The organism is Streptomyces sp. H39-S7, assembly GCF_027158205.1.
GTDB lineage: Bacteria > Actinomycetota > Actinomycetes > Streptomycetales > Streptomycetaceae > Actinacidiphila.
In genome coordinates, this window is sequence record NZ_JAPVLU010000033.1 from 56,847 (window position 1) to 71,859 (window position 15,013).

Genomic DNA, 15,013 nt, shown 5'->3' on the forward strand with positions numbered 1-15,013 from the left:
TCTCCTCAGGTGCCTCTCAGGTCCCTCTCAGGCCCTCTCAGGTTTTCTCAGGTCTTTTCAGGTCTTCTCCAGGGCCAGCCCGGTCTTGATCCACTTGCTGGACTCCACCGCGACGGCGAGCGCGCGCTGGCCGGTCCGCAGTTCCGGCAGCAGTCGTTCGATCTGCTGGAAGGGCAGGGCGTTGCCGGTGTTGCCGGTGTCGGAGACGCAGCTGATCTCGCGGGCGCCGGGCACCGCCATGTGCTCGACGATGCGCTGGGTCATCCGGGTCGAGAGCTGCGGCGGCAGCAGGAAGTCCAGGTCCTCGACCTTCCAGTCCAGCAGGCCCAGGAGGTCCCAGAGGATCTCCACGGCCATGACCGGGACGCTCTCCTCGATCTCCTTGTAGTCCTCGGAGATCATCCGGCGCTCGGTGTGCCGGTCGGTGGTCCCGTACCAGTCGATGATCTGGCCGGGCGGGCGGCCGAGCCCGGCGAAGCGGTTGATCACCCCGCGCAGCGCGACGCGTTCGCCGACCGGCTCCGCGGTGAGGACGGCGGCGCCCGCGCCGTCCCCGAACAGCACGTAGTTCACCAGCTCCTCGGTGGGCATCCGGCTCAGGTCCCGGCGCAGGTCGAGGTGGCGGTTGGTGACGTCCCCGCCGATCACCAGGCCGGCGCCGCTGCCGCCCGCGATCAGGGAACGTCCCAGGTCGATGGCTTGCACCGCGCCGGAGCAGCCGGCCTGGAGCTGGTACGCGGGCAGGTAGTTGAGCCCGAGCCGGTCGGCGACCCGGGCCGCGGTCGTCGGCAGCAGGGTGTCGGGGGTCGCGGTGGTGAGGACGAGGAACTCGATGTCGGAGGGGTCGAGACCGGCGCCCGCGATGGCCAGGTCGCCGGCTTCCGCGCACAGGTCGGTGAGGCTCTGGTGCACCTCGCCGGTGGCCAGGTCCCAGGCGAAGTGCCGGGTCCTGGTGCCGACGAAGATGTCGATCCACTCCTCGCTCACGCCGAGCAGCCTCCCCAGAGTGCCGTTGTCCACCGGCGTTCCGGGCAGCGCGGTGCCGGCGGAGGCCAGGTACGTTGTCGCCCCCGTCATGGCGTACGCACGCTGACGCACTCGGTCAGGAACTCCGCGAGCGAGCCCACGGACCGCAGCGCGGGCAGCAGTTGCTGCACGGAGATCTCGCCGGCGTTCGGCAGCCGCGCCTCGATCCGGTCCTTGAGCTGCATGATCATCACGGAGTCGAACCCCAGATCCTCGTAGAACCGCGCGGAGCCCACGACCTGTTCCAGCGGGTAGTCACCGACCTCCGCGACCGCCTCGATGACGGCCGACAGCACCGGCTCCCGCTCCTGCGACAGCGCGTCCAGCCGGGCCGAAGGGGCACCGGGTTCGCCGAACTCGGGCGGCAGCGCGGCGGGCGGGCCCAGCGCGAGCGCGGGGTGCGCCGGGCGCCCGGGGGGCCTGACGGTCCGCCGTTCGGCCGGCTGCACGGTCTGCCGCCCGGCGGGCTCGGCCGGCTGGTGCCAGAAGCGGTGCCGGTCGGAGAACACATAGGGCCGCAGCCGTTCGGCGGTGCGCCGGCCCGGCGCGTAGAGCGCGTCCCACTCGGGGTCGAGCCCGGCCCGGAAGAGCGCGGCGACCAGCTCGGCCAGGTCCCGGCCCGACGCCTCGGCGCCGGGCGCCGGGTGCAGGAACGCGACGTCCCCGCGCAGCCCGGCCCGCCCCGCCAGCGGCAGCAGTTGCGGCTTCGGGCCGATCTCGACCAGATGGGTGGGGGCCAGCGCCTCGTCGAGGGCTCCCAGCGCGGACGAGAAGAGCACCGGCTCGGCCGCCTGGCCGGTCCAGTACGTGCCGTCCATCGGCTCGTCGCGCAGCATCCGCCCGTAGCGGGTGGAGGCCAGCGGCACCTGCGGGGGCGCGGCGGCGACGGTGCCGGCGGTCTGCGCGAAACGGGCCAGCGCCGGGGCCATCAGCGGTGAGTGGAAGGCGTGCGAGACCGGTACGGGCCGGGTCCGCACGCCCCGCGCGCGCAGGATCTCCGCGATGCGCTCCAGCGCCTTCACGGCGCCGGACAGCACCACGTCGGTGGGCCCGTTGACCGCCCCGAGGCCCACCCGCGGCTCGTCGTCGAGCAGGCTCCTGAGGTCGGCGGGGCTCGCGTTGACCGCCAGCATTCCGCCGCCCGCGGGCAGTTCCTGCATCAGCGCGCCCCGGACGGCCACCAGCCGGGCTGCCTCGTCCAGGCTCAGCACGCCGGCCAGTACCGCCGCCGGGTACTCGCCGATGCTGTGGCCGAGCACGGCGGCGGGCCGCACGCCGAGCTCGGTGAGGGTGCTGGCCAGGGCGTAGCCGACCGCGAACAGGGCGGGCTGCGCGTTGCCGGTCTCGTGGATCCGCTGCTCACCGCCCAGGATCAGGTCGCGGACGGAGCCCCCGGTATGCGGGGCGAGGGCCGCGTCGGCCTCGTCGAGAAAGTGCCGGTACACGGCGGAGTCACGGTGGAGCCCGGCGGTCATCGCCGGGAACTGGCTGCCCTGGCCGGTGAAGAGGAAGGCCACCACGGGCCGGCTCCACGGGCGGTGCGCGACCCCGCCGGGCAGCTCCTGCCCGGCGGCCTGCCGCAGTCCCGCGGCGAGTTCCGCGGTGTCGCGGGCGGTGAGGGCGAAGCGGAACGGCAGCCCGGTCTTGACCCGGTTGCTGCTCCAGCACAGTGCCGCCGCCTCGCCGCGCGGGCGTTCGGCCACGGCGTCCGCCTGGTCCGCGAGATTGCGGCGCAGCGCTTCCGGGGTGTCGCCGGTGAGGGTGAAGACGCCCGCGGCGCCGGAGGCCGTGTCCCGCCGGACCGTGCTCCTCGTACGCGTCCTGGGCGCGGTGGCCAGCACCGCGTGCGCGTTGGTGCCGCCCATCCCGAAGCTGCTCACCCCGGCCACGGTCTCGCCCGGCGGCAGCCGCAGCGGCGACTTCAGCAGCCGCAGCCCGCGCTCCGCGAGCCGCAGCTGCGGGTTCTCGCGGTCCGCGAAGCGGCTGGCCGGGACGATGCGGTGGTGCAGCGCCAGGGCCGCCTTGATCAGCCCGGCGATGCCCGCCGCGCCCTCGGTGTGCCCGAGGTTGCCCTTCACGGAGCCGATCGCGCACGGTTCCGCGCGCTCCACGCCGTGCACCGAGCCCAGCGCCGCGCACTCGATGGCGTCGCCCAGCACCGTGCCGGTGCCGTGCGCCTCGATGAACGCGACCTGGTCCGGGGTGACACCGGCCCGCCGGTAGGCGGCCTCGACGACCTTCTGCTGCGACCAGCGGTTGGGGGCGGTGACCCCGTTGCTGCGGCCGTCCTGGTTCACGGCCGTGCCGCGGATCACCGCGTAGATCCGCTGCCCGTCGGCGAGCGCGTCGGCCGTCCTGCGCAGGACGACCAGGCCGACACCGTCACTGCGCGCGATGCCGTCGGCGTCCGCGCTGAACGGACGGCAGCGGCCGTCGGCCGAGGCCAGCCCCAGCTGGGTGTAGATGATGCCGAGCGCCGGGGAGAGCACCAGGTTCACCCCGCCGGCCAGCGCCGTGTCGCACTCGCCCGCCAGCAGCGCGCCGGCCGCCAGGTGCACGGCGACGAGCGACGAGGAGCAGGCGGTGTCGACGGCCAGGCTCGGGCCGGTGAGGTTCAGGTGGTACGAGACGCGGTTGGCGGTCATGCCCGCGCTGCTGCCCGCGCCCAACTGCGGAGTGATCTCCGCGGGGTCGCCCATCCGCAGCCGGCCCCACTCACCGCCCATCACCCCGACGAAGACGCCGGCGTCGGTGCCGGCCAGCGCGCCCGGGGCCCGCCCGGAGTCCTCCAGGGCGCGCCAGGCGCACTGCAGCAGCAGCCGGTGATGCGGGTCCATCGCGGCGGCCTCGCGCGGCGACACCGAGAAGAAGTCGTTGTCGAAGGCGTCCGCGTCACCGAGGAAGCCGCCGCGCGTCATCGCGGAGCGGCCGGCACCAGGCTCCCGCGAGGCGTGGTCACGGGGGTCCCAGCGCTGCTCCGGGATGTCGCCGACGGCGTCGCCGCCGCGCATCAGCAGGTCCCAGTACGCGTCGCCGCCCGGCGCTCCGGGGAACGCACAGTCGAGTCCGACGATGGCGATGGAGTCCATCAGCGGTTGACCTCCGCGACCCGTGGGATCTCCACTGCCATGTACCCGACGAGGCTCTCGACCGTCGGGTGGTCCCACAGCAGGGTCGGCTCCACCGACAGCCCGAACCCGTCCTCCAGGTCGCCGCACAGGCTCAGCGCGGCCACCGAGTCCATGCCGAACTCGGCGAGCGGCACCGTCGGGTCGATGCTGCCGGCCGGCCGGTTGAGGTAGAGCGCGAGCCGGTCGAGCAGCCAGCCGCGGTGCAGGTTGTCGGCGAGCACAGCACTGTGCCGGGTCGTCGGAGCGGTCATCGCTGGACTCCTTGGATACGCGTCGGGCCCATGAACCGTCAGCCGGGAATGGGAGTGTTGTAGAGGTCGTAGCTGCGCTGGGCGCTGAAACGGACCTGGACCTCGTGCCGGAGCCGCGTCTCGCACTCCCCCGGCAGGTCGGGGACCTTCGCGCCCAGCCGCCGCGCGATGCGGTGCAAGGCCGCCGCCGCCCAGGCCGGGTCGGCGAGGAACGGGTCGGAGCCATCCTGGTTGTGGCGCCACACCCCCAGCACCGCGGACGCCGCGAGCAGCAGCGCGTACCGGTCCATCAGGGCGAACGAGGCCGGCCCGACCGGGGTGGTGCGGTCCGCGGGCTCCAGGGCCAGGACCCGGTCGCGCAGATCGCGGAACTCCTCCACCAGTTGTCCGGCCAGCCCGCGCAGCGCCCGCTCCACCGGAGTACGGCCCGGTATCGCGGCGGCGACCGACAGCAGCGAGGCGCTGAGGCTGTCGCGGCCGCAGGCCAGGCTCAGCGACTCGGTGCGCAGCGGCGGCAGTTCGGCGCGTGGCCGGAAGAGCTCGGCGGCCGCATCGTCCTCGGTGAACCAGGACTGCCGGGCCAGCCGGTGCAGTTGCGGGATGACGGTGGCCTGGCAGGCGACCGAGCCCGCGTGCCCGAGGCTGAGCACCGGCACGTCCCTGACGTGCTTCTGGAAGATGCCCAGCGTGCCCTCGCGGGTGTAGAACCCGGCGCCGAGCACGATCGACAGGTCGTACATCGTCTCGGTGAGGATCCGTGGCAGCAGGTACTTCAGCGCCGCCGAGTACACGCTGGTCTGCGTCGGCAGCAGGTGGATCGCGCGCATCGCGACGAGCGCCAGGCTGTCGTACAGCAGCAGGTTGACGAAGGCGCCGGTCGCGGCGGCGTCGGTGCGCTGCGCGTCGGTCCGGGCGCCGCCCCAGCCGCCGCCGCGGTGTTCGTGGTCGAAGCGGACCGCCGTGCGCAGGCTGGTGTCCACGGCGGCGAGCGCGGTCGCGGCGATGACGGTGCGGCTGATCTGGAAGGAGCGCAGCGCGGTCTCGATGCCGCTGCCGACCGGGCCGAGCAGCGCGGACCCCGGTACCGGGCAGTCGTCGAACTCCACCCCGGCGAAGGCGTTGCCGCGCAGTCCCACCGGCATCCGGTGCGGCACGATCCTGGAGCGGTCCGCGGGCAGTTCGGCGGGGTCGAGGAGCAGCACCGAATGGCTGCGGCTGCCGGGGGCGGGGTCGGTGCGGCAGAACAGCACCAGGGCCTCCGAGCGGGCCAGGTTGTTGATCACCGGTTTGCCGCCGCTGAGCAGGAACCCGCCGCCGGCCGCCGGCCGCGCCGCGACCTGGCTGCGGACCAGCGTGTTGCTGTGCGCCGTCTCGTGCTGCGCGATGGCCGCCTTCGCGCCGCGCAGCATCGCGCCGGCGAGCCATTCCTGCTGCTCGTCGCTGCCCGCCATCCAGACGTCGGAGGCGGCCATGTACGACATCATCCCGTAGCTCATGCCGAGCCCGACGTCCCGCCGGAAGACCGGGCGCATGACGCGGACGAGGGTGTCGATGGAGTCCAGCCGGCCGCCGAGCCTGCTGGGGACGAACTCGCGGTTCATCCCGAAGTCGTCGAGCAGTCCCTCGCCCCGGCCGAACGGCACCGCGGCCCGGTCGGCGTTGAGCACCGCGTGATAGCCGCAGGGGTTGCCGGGGTCGGTGGGGTCGCCGAGCAGCGCCTCCAGTTCGGCGACGCGCGCCTGCACCGCAGCCTCACGCTGCTGCGGTGCAGGCGCCTCGACGACGGAGGCGGGGCTTCCGGTCGCGGGCCTGGTCACCACGGCCTGCCTCTCCCGCCGGCCGGTTCCGGTTGCAGCAGGTCCTCGCCGAGCAGGGTGTCGCGGGCGCGCACCACGGCGTGCACGGCCGGGTCCAGCGCCTCGTACTCGCCGCGCAGCTCACCGTCGAGGAAGAGCTGCCGCATCAGGGTGCGCTGCACCTTGCCGCTGGTGGTCCTGCGGATCGTGCCCGGCCGGACCAGCAGGACGTTGCCCGCCGGGATGTTGAAGTCCTGGCCGATCATCGCCTGCACCTGCTGGGCCAGCAGCCGCAGGTCGGCGGCGCTCGTGCCCTCGCCCTTGACCTCCTGCACCACCACCAGCTGCTCGCGCCCGGCCTCGACGCTGAAGGCCGCTCCGGCACCGTGGCCGAGCTCCGGGCTGGTGGCGCGGACCGCGAACTCGACGTCCTGCGGGTACACGTTCCGCCCGTTGATGATGATCACTTCCTTGAGGCGGCCGGTGACGAAGAGTTCGCCGTCCTCCAGCACGCCCAGGTCCCCGGTGCGCAGGAACCCGGTCTCGCCGTCGTTCAGGGTGCCGTGGAAGGTCGCGTCGGACTCCTCGGGCCGCTGCCAGTAGCCCTGGGCGACGCTGTCGCCGCGCAGCCAGATCTCGCCGACCGCGCCGTCCGGCAGCTCCCGGTAGCCGGCCGGGTCCACGATCCGCACGTCGAAGTCGGTGACCCGTCCGCTGCTGACCAGGGTCCGCCGCGGGCTGCCGGGTTCGGCCGCAGCCAGCTGGTCGCGTTCCAGGGCCTTGGTGTCCGCCTGCTTCTCGGTGAACGGGGCGTCGGGGACGCCGCCGCACACGATGAGGGTGGCCTCGGCCAGCCCGTAGCAGGGGTACAGCGCCCGGGGCCGCAGTCCGGCCGGGGCGAAGCGCTCGGCGAACGCCTTGAGGGTGTCGGCGCGGACCGGCTCGGCGCCGTTGAGCGCGAGCCGCCAGCGGGACAGGTCGAGCGCCTCGATCTGCTCGTCGGTGACGCGGCGCAGGCACAGCTCGAAGCAGAAGTTGGGGCCGCCGCCCGCGGTGACGCCGTACGCGTCGATCGCCTGCAGCCAGCGCACCGGCCGCTTGATGAAGGAGGTGGGCGACATCTGCACCGAGGAGCTGCCGAGCCAGAGCGGGTGCAGCAGGTGGGCGATGAAGCCCATGTCGTGGAAGTGCGGCAGCCAGCCGCCGAACCGGTCCTCCCGGGTGGTGCCCAGGGACCGGCCGATGGCCGCCTCGTTGGCCAGCAGGTTGCGGTGCGAGACCATGACGCCGCGCGGGTCGGAGACCGAGCCCGAGGTGTACTGCAGGAAGGCCAGGTCGTCGGGGCGGGCCGCGACGGGCTGCCAGGCGGCCGGGTCGCCGAAGCCGGTGTTGTCCGTGGCCAGGCAGACCACGTCCTCGCGGCGGGCCCGGGAGAGCCACAGCGCGATGTCCGGGGCGTTGGCCCGGTCGGTCAGCACCAGCCGCGCCCCCGAGTCCCGGATCACCGCCGACGTACGGCTCAGCCGCTTCTCCTGGCCCGCGTCCCCGGGCAGCGGCGCCGGCACCGCCACCGCTCCGGCGTACAGGCAGCCCACGAACGCCTTCAGGAACTCGGCGGTCGTCGGGTACAGGAGCAGCACCGGCTGCCCCTCCACCCCGTGCAGTTGCAGGACGGAGGCGATCCGCCGCGCCTCCCGGTCCAGCTCCGCGTAGGTCAGGTGCTCGGCCGCCATGGCCGGTCCCGCGTCCCGCAGGAAGACATGGGCGTCCGCGTCGGCGAGCTCCGCGGCCCGTTCCAGGACAAGCTCGGTGAAAGTGGCGAAGCCTGACAATGACATCCCCTCGACATCCCCTCGCGGCGCAGCCGCCGGTCCGCTGACAGACCGGCGTGGAACGGGTCCCGCACATGTCCTCGGATCGTCGGCCGCCCGGCTAAAGCAGCGGTTGCGCGAACTGGTTGACATGACCGGCCGGCGGCCCAGAGGATGGAATTCCGGTGGGTGACATGGATCACCGGCCGTGCGGAGCGAGCCCCGGCAGCCCCGGGTGGGGCCCGTGCACAGCCCGGCCCACCGGACAGCGTTCGATCACCCTCACCCGTGGAACCCGGCCGCGACGGCCCGGCGACGGCGTTCGACCGCGACGACCGGCCATCTCACGGCTACGGGCCACTGGCATATGGCACAACCGTTGCTAAAGTCGCCTCTGGGCGAGGGGGTAGCTATGGCTGTGACTGTTCGAGGCGGGGCGGCGGAATCCGACGATGTCGGGCTTGCCCTGTACCAGGCATTGCGTGATCAGGGGTCGTGCCCACCGGCTACGGCCGCGGCACGTCTGGGTCTCTCCGCCACCGAGGCGGCGACCGGCTGGGCGGAGCTCCGGGAGCTGGGGCTGATCCGTGCCGGACGCAGCCCGGAGGAGGTCGACCCCGTGGATCCGGACACCGCGCTGATCAGCCTGCTGGACCGGCAGCGGGCCGCACTGCAGGCGCAGCGCGAGGAGCTGACGGCGATCGTCAGAGCGTCGGAGTCCTTGATGGAGCGCTACCGGCCCGCGGTCCAGCGGGACGCGGCCAAGGTCGAGGTCGAGATCATCACCGGCGACGGCCGCAAGCGGCAGATGGTCGGTGACTACTACGCGACCCTCACCACCCGTTCGCGGTCCATGCATCCGGGGCCGCTGCCGCCGGCCGAGGTGCTGGCGGAGTCCCTGCAGGGCGACGCCGACATGGTCAAACGCGGTATCCGGGTGCAGGCGATCTACACCCAGGGCATCAACTCGGCGCCGCGGCAGCGCAAGTACCTCTCCGAGCTCGCCTCGGCGGGTGTGGAGGTCCGGCTGGCGCCCCAGGTCCCGCTGGACCTGAGCATCGGCGACCTGCACACCGCGATCCTCGCGGCCAACCCCGACAACCCGTCGGAGGCCGCTCTCCTGGTCCGCGGTACGGCGCTGGTCCGTACCTACAGCGCCCTCTACGAGGACTGCTGGTTGCGCTCGGTGCCGTACTCGACCAAAGTGGCTGACCGGTTCGACTCCGCGAGTGAGCTGACCGAGCAGCACCGCACTGCCATGCGCCTCCTGGCCAATGGGCTCACCGACGAGCGGATCGCCAGGAAACTGGGGATCTCACTGCGTACGGTGAGCCGCCTGGTCTCCGAGGTCATGAGATACCTGCAGGCCGAGAGCCGGTTCCAGGCCGGCGTCCTCGCCGTCACTCATGGGTTCATCTGATCTCATGACCTTCCGATTCGCGCCATTGCGCACTTACGCACCTGCCCTAACTGGCCAGTTGCCGTCCATTTTTGGCACTCTGGCATTGCTACAAGGGCATCCCGAACCCGTGAGCAATCTCCTGCCTTCCCAGACAAGGATCACGATGTCGAGCATGCAGCACCTGACCAAGGTCACAGCGGTCGCAGCCCTGGTGCTCGCCCTTTCTTCAGTTGGCGGGACTGCCATGGCCGCGACGCACGACTCCACCAGCGAGTCGCAGCGCGCGCCACAGAGCACCGGCCAGGAGTTGTGGGCTCCGGCAGCAGCGCCCGCCATCTGGGTTCCCGCCTCGGCGAACGCCTGACAACAGACCTTCCCCCCTCCCCCACAGCGCTGTACGGTTCGCGGTTACGCCGCGGGCCGTACAGCGCTGTCTGCGTCCAAACGGTTTTCGGCCAGAGAATGGTGCTTTTCAGCCACTCGGCACCGCATCTTTTCAGCCTTTTTTCTGCCCGCCCCCGGCCTGCCCCCGGACCGTTCCCGGGCCGCCTTCGGGCGCCCGAGTGGCCCGGCGATCCGCCGGGCCCGTAGGGAGCGTCAGCCCGTGAGGCGGTCGCGGCCCAGCGTCTGCAGAACGTCCTCCTGGGCGTAGAAGACCTGCCGGCCGTCCCGCTTGCGCCGCCACTGGTGCTCGTTGGCGAGCCAGTAGACCGTGCCTGCGGGAATCCGCCAGGCCGAGGAGATCTCCCGGGCACTGAGCCCGGGCGGGACGCCGTCGCCGGCCCGGCCGCGGTACAGAGCGCGCCAGCGCTCCGGCGGCCAGACATGCGCGCGGTCCTTATCGCACTCCACAGCCGGGGGAAGCGTGGAGCCGGGCTCGCGGACGACGGCGGTGAGGCGACCCCGGCAGGACTGCACGATGCAGGGGCCGACGGGGATGCGGCGCTCCAGACGGGGTCTGGCGATCTTCATGCAACGGCGGACGAGTGCGTCGAACTCCGCCGCGGCGTCCTCGGCCGCGGGATGGACGGCCAGCCATGCCAGATGGCGTCGTAGGAATGCGGCGAGGGCCGGCACCGTCCGCAGGGGGAGGCGGACGGTGCGGCCCTCGACTATCAGATCGGCCCAGGAGGCGAGGGTGCCTCGGATGTCGGCGCGCGCATCGACAGCCGGCCCGTTCAGCGGGATGCCGGGCCGGCCACCTGCGGTGACACGGTCGCCACCGTCCACAGCCGGAACGAGCGCAGCCTCCAACTCGCCATATACCCGGGGAAGCAAGGCGAGTTGCCGATCCAACCGCTCCTGGCAAGGGAGGCACAGCGCAGGATCCGTGTCCACGCAAAGATGCCCGGTACGGAATTCGCTCTCCTGCACTCCGCTGTCCCTTCCTCGCCGAGGCGGTAAGAAGAGAAAACCAGCAGAGCGACCACCCCGACAATGACATGCAACCTGCCGGATCGCGCCATGGCGTGGCCTCGCCCTTAGGGGGCTCAGCTGCGATCTTGCGAGGTCAAGCGGGCAGCACGGCCTCGATGGCTTCGACCAGCTCAGGGGCCTCGGGCTCGGTGCGCGGCCGGAACCTGGCGGCCACTTCGCCGTCCGGGCCGACCAGGAACTTCTCGAAGTTCCACTGCACGTCCCCGGCCTCGCCCTCGGCGTCCTTCGTCCGCGTCAGCTCGGTGTACAGCGGGTGCCGGTCCTCGCCGTTCACGTCGGCCTTCTCGAGGAGCGGGAAGCTCACGCCGTAACTGGTGGAGCAGAAGGTCTGGATCTCCTCCGCGCTGCCGGGCTCCTGGCCGGCGAACTGGTTGCTGGGCACCCCGAGCACGGTGAAACCGCGCTCCGCGTACCGCTGCTGGAGCCGCTCCAGCCCCTCGTACTGCGGCGTGAGACCGCACTTGGAGGCGACGTTGACGATGAGCAGCGCCTTGCCGCGCTGGTCCGCCAGCGAGGCGGGCTCGCCGGAGAGGGTGCGCAGCGGGATGTCGTACAGGCTCACAGGGGTCTCCTACTGTCCTTGGGTGCTGGGGCTACTGGTCCTTGACGGTGATGCCGAGGGTCTGGGCGAGGGCCGGGGCCAGGTCGAAGAGCTGGAGGGTGGTGATGAGGGCACCCTTGAGCGATTCGTGGCCGTCGGCGAGTTCGAGGGTGGTGGCGCCGCGCAGGTCGGCCTTCTTCAACGTGGCGCGGGCGAGGTGGACGCGCTCCAGCCGGGTGCCGGGGAAGGTCACCCCGGTGAGCTTGGCGCCGCCGAAGTCGACGTCGCGCAGCACGCAGTCCTCGAAGACCACGTCGTGCAGCGTGGTGGCCCGCAGGTTCACCGAGTCGAACTTGCACTGGCGGAACACAACCCTCCGCAGCACCGAGCCGTACGCCTCGATGCCCGCCAGGGCGCAGGCGGTGAAGGTGGTGTCGAGCCAGGAGGACTCGGCGAGCGCCGTGCCGGTGAAGCGGGTGCCCTGCGCCCAGACGTCGTTGAAGCGGGCGCCGCGCAGCGGGGTGCCGGTGAAGCCGCAGTCCGTGATGGCGCACTCGAGGAAGTGCGCCCCCGAGGCCTTCTCGTCCTCGAAGGCGAGCCGGTCGAAGTGCACGGTGTCGTACCGCTCGTCGACCTCCAGGCCGCCCTCGTGCGGGCGCAGCAGGTCGGCGAAGGGCAGGTCGGCAAGCTCCTCGGGTGGTGTCACAGCACGCAGCCTACGTCCCGGCCACGACATCGGGGCGCGCGGTGCCCATGAGTCACATAAGGGACATCTGCCCCGTTGCTTGCTACGTTGCAGCCCATGAGCGCAACGATCACCGACGCTCCCCCGCCCCTCGTCCTGCTGCCGAAGCGGCGCGGCGTCGAGCTCTCCCTGCTGGTCGGTGCGGTCCTCATCTCGGTCTACGGCTACGCCGAGGTGGGGCTGGCCAAGAGCGGCGCCGTGCCGCCCGACGCGGCGGGGTACGGAGCCGGGCTCGGCATCCTGGCGCTGCTCGCCCATGCCGCGGTCAGGGCCCGCGCCCCCTACGCGGACCCGCTGCTGCTCCCGATCGCCGTCCTGCTCAACGGGGTCGGGCTGGTCTTCATCTACCGGCTCGACCTGGAACCGGTGCTCGGTCCCGAGGGCGCTCCCACCCAGCTCGTCTGGTCGACGCTGGGCATCGGGCTGTGCATCGCGGTGGTCCTGGTGCTGCGCGACCACCGGGTGCTGTCGCGCTACGCGTACCTCTGCTGCGCCGCCGCCCTGTTCCTCATGGTCGTCCCGATCTCCTTCCCCGCGATCAACGGCGCCAAGATCTGGATCCGGGTCGCCGGCTTCTCGATCCAGCCGGGCGAGTTCGCCAAGATCCTGCTCGCGCTGTTCTTCGCCGCGTACCTCGCCACCAGCCGCGAAGCCCTGGCGTACGCCGGCCGCAGGTTCTGGAAGGTGCAGCTGCCCACCGGCCGGGTGCTCGGCCCGATCGTGACGATCTGGCTGCTCAGCGTCGGCCTGCTGATCGTGGAGCGGGACCTGGGCACCTCGCTGCTCTTCTTCGGGCTCTTCGTAGTGATGCTGTACGTCGCGACCGGCCGGACCGGCTGGATCGCGGTGGGGCTGCTGCTGTCGGCGCTCGGCGCCTTCGCCGTCGGCACGGTGGAACCGCACGTCCACGCGCGCGTGGAGGACTGGCTGAGCCCGTTCGCCAGTATCGAGGCGGGAGAGGGGCCCAACCAGCTCGCCCAGTCGCTCTTCGCCTTCGGCGCCGGCGGCATGCTCGGCACCGGGCTCGGTCAGGGCCACTCGTACCTGATCGGCTTCGCCGCCAAGTCCGACTTCATCCTCTCCACGGTGGGCGAGGAGCTGGGCATGGCGGGGCTGACGGTGCTCCTGGTGCTCTACGCGCTGCTGGTGGCCCGCGGTTACCGGGCGGGGCTGACGCTGCGCGACCCGTTCGGACGGCTGCTGGCGATCGGCCTCGCCTCGATCCTGGCGCTGCAGGTCTTCGTGATCGCGGGCGGGGTGATGGACCTGATCCCGCTCACCGGCATGGCGATGCCGTTCCTCGCCCAGGGCGGGTCGTCCGTCGTCACCAACTGGATCATCGTCGCGCTGCTGATCCGGCTCAGCGACAGCGCGCGCCGCCCGCTGCCGGACGAGCACGAGGACACCCCATGATCCGCTACATCCGGCGGGCCGCCGCCTGCTCCCTGGTCCTGCTGGTCGCGCTGCTGCTCAACACCGGCCGGGTCCAGGTCTTCCAGGCCGACGCGTACAACGCCAACCCGGCCAACCGGCGGGCCCTGATCGCCCGCTGGGACCAGCCGCGCGGCGACATCCTCGTCGCGGGCAGGCCCGTCACCGGCTCGCGGACGACCGGCGACCAGCTGACGTACCTGCGCACTTATGCCCAGGGGCCGCTGTACGCGCCCGTCACCGGCTTCGCGTCGCAGGTGTACGGGACGAGGCTGCTGGAGGGCACCGCGGACGGCGTGCTGTCCGGCGCCGACCCGCAACTGGCCTCGCTCCCGCTGTGGAACGAGATCACCCGCGCCCGGCAGCGGGGCGGCGACGTCCACACCACGATCAACCCCGCCGCCCAGCAGGCCGCCTTCACCGGGCTCGGTGACCGCACGGGCGCCGTCGCCGCGCTCGACCCGACCACCGGCCGGATCCTGGCGCTGGTCTCCACGCCCTCCTACGACCCCTCGGGCATCACCGGGACCGGTCGGGCCGTGGGCGCGGAGTGGGTCCGGCTGACCACCGATCCCGAGCAGCCGATGCTGGACCGGGCGATCCGCCAGACGTACCCGCCGGGCTCCACCTTCAAGGTGGTCACCGCCGCCGCGGCCCTGGAGACCGGCAAGGTCACCGACCCGAGGGCCCGCACCGACTCCCCCGAGCCCTACACGCTGCCCGGCACCACCACCCGGCTGGAGAACGAGGCGGCGGGCTGCGCCGACGCCGGGCTGCTCGTCGCGTTCACCGTCTCGTGCAACACGGTCTTCGCGAAGCTCGGCGTGGACATCGGGCTGCGGGGCATGGTCCGGCAGGCGCAGGCGTTCGGCTTCAACGACCGCGGGCTGCGGGTCCCGCCGAGCGTCGCACCGAGCAACTTCGACACCACGATGGGCCCCGACCAGGTCGCCCTCTCCTCCATCGGCCAGTACGACACCACCGCGACCCCGCTGCAGATGGCGATGGTCGCGGCGGCGGTGGCCAACGGCGGCGAGCTGATGTCCCCGTACCTCGTCGACCGGATCACCAACTCCCACGGCGTCACGGTCTCGGCAGCCTCCGGACGGCTGCTGCACCAGGCCGTCAGCTACGGCACCGCCGCGCGGCTCCGGCAGATGATGGAGGCGGTCGTCACCGAGGGCACCGGCACCAACGCCGCCATCCCCGGCGTCACCGTCGGCGGCAAGACCGGCACCGCCCAGCACGGCGTCGGCAACAAGGGCATGCCCTACGCCTGGTTCATCTCCTACGCCAAGGCCGCCGGCGGCCGGCCGGCCGTCGCGGTGGCCGTCGTTGTCGAGGACGCCGAGGCCGTCCGTGCCGACATCTCCGGCGGCGGCAGCGCGGCCCCCATCGCCCGCGACGTCATGCGGGCCGTCCTGGGCTGACCGGCTCCGACG

Annotated in this window: 12 protein-coding genes; 4 read left to right on the forward strand and 8 right to left on the reverse strand. The window is 72.4% G+C overall.

Annotated features, from left to right (window positions below; genetic code table 11):
* Positions 1–57: 57 nt before the first annotated feature.
* The 5 genes from O3X23_RS28200 to O3X23_RS28220 are packed head-to-tail and all read right to left on the reverse strand — an operon-like array spanning position 58 to position 8,042.
* Complete coding sequence (locus O3X23_RS28200) at positions 58–1,077, reverse strand: 3-oxoacyl-ACP synthase III family protein (RefSeq protein ID WP_269274396.1); 1,020 nt, start codon at positions 1,075–1,077, stop codon at positions 58–60.
* On the reverse strand, positions 1,074–4,115 hold the full coding sequence (locus O3X23_RS28205) for a type I polyketide synthase (protein WP_269274397.1): 3,042 nt from the start codon (positions 4,113–4,115) through the stop codon (positions 1,074–1,076). Before O3X23_RS28205 ends, O3X23_RS28200 begins: the two co-directional genes overlap by 4 nt.
* A complete protein-coding gene (locus O3X23_RS28210; protein ID WP_269274398.1) occupies positions 4,115–4,408 on the reverse strand; it encodes an acyl carrier protein in 294 nt (97 codons plus the stop codon). Before O3X23_RS28210 ends, O3X23_RS28205 begins: the two co-directional genes overlap by 1 nt.
* A 38-nt stretch (positions 4,409–4,446) precedes the next feature.
* Entirely contained in the window at positions 4,447–6,228 is a 1,782-nt protein-coding gene (locus O3X23_RS28215; RefSeq protein WP_269274399.1) for an acyl-CoA dehydrogenase, read from the reverse strand.
* The gene (locus O3X23_RS28220; protein ID WP_269274400.1) at positions 6,222–8,042 is read right to left on the reverse strand and encodes a fatty acyl-AMP ligase; all 1,821 of its coding nucleotides are present in this window, start codon (positions 8,040–8,042) and stop codon (positions 6,222–6,224) included. Before O3X23_RS28220 ends, O3X23_RS28215 begins: the two co-directional genes overlap by 7 nt.
* A gap of 385 nt (positions 8,043–8,427) precedes the next feature.
* Between O3X23_RS28220 and O3X23_RS28225 the strand changes: the two genes are divergently transcribed.
* A complete protein-coding gene (locus O3X23_RS28225; protein WP_269274401.1) occupies positions 8,428–9,435 on the forward strand; it encodes a helix-turn-helix transcriptional regulator in 1,008 nt (335 codons plus the stop codon).
* Positions 9,436–9,589: 154 nt separating this feature from the next.
* Entirely contained in the window at positions 9,590–9,781 is a 192-nt protein-coding gene (locus tag O3X23_RS28230; protein WP_269274402.1) for a hypothetical protein, read from the forward strand.
* A 233-nt stretch (positions 9,782–10,014) separates the two neighbouring features.
* Here the strand turns inward: O3X23_RS28230 and O3X23_RS28235 are convergent, their stop codons facing one another.
* The 3 genes from O3X23_RS28235 to O3X23_RS28245 form a co-directional block, all read right to left on the reverse strand.
* Entirely contained in the window at positions 10,015–10,647 is a 633-nt protein-coding gene (locus O3X23_RS28235; RefSeq protein ID WP_269274403.1) for a hypothetical protein, read from the reverse strand.
* Positions 10,648–10,927: 280 nt separating this feature from the next.
* Positions 10,928–11,416: a glutathione peroxidase gene (locus O3X23_RS28240; RefSeq protein WP_269274404.1), complete on the reverse strand. Its 489-nt coding sequence runs from the start codon at positions 11,414–11,416 to the stop codon at positions 10,928–10,930.
* Between the two features lie 31 nt (positions 11,417–11,447).
* Entirely contained in the window at positions 11,448–12,101 is a 654-nt protein-coding gene (locus tag O3X23_RS28245) for a pentapeptide repeat-containing protein (protein WP_269274405.1), read from the reverse strand.
* A gap of 96 nt (positions 12,102–12,197) precedes the next feature.
* On the opposite strand from O3X23_RS28245, the gene O3X23_RS28250 reads away from it, so the two are divergent.
* Positions 12,198–13,553 carry an FtsW/RodA/SpoVE family cell cycle protein gene (locus O3X23_RS28250; RefSeq protein ID WP_269274406.1) on the forward strand — a complete coding sequence of 452 codons (1,356 nt, stop codon included), beginning with the start codon at positions 12,198–12,200 and terminating at the stop codon, positions 13,551–13,553.
* Positions 13,550–15,001, forward strand: coding sequence for a penicillin-binding transpeptidase domain-containing protein (locus tag O3X23_RS28255; protein WP_269274407.1), 1,452 nt, complete (start codon positions 13,550–13,552; stop codon positions 14,999–15,001). Before O3X23_RS28250 ends, O3X23_RS28255 begins: the two co-directional genes overlap by 4 nt.
* Positions 15,002–15,013 lie beyond the last annotated feature (12 nt).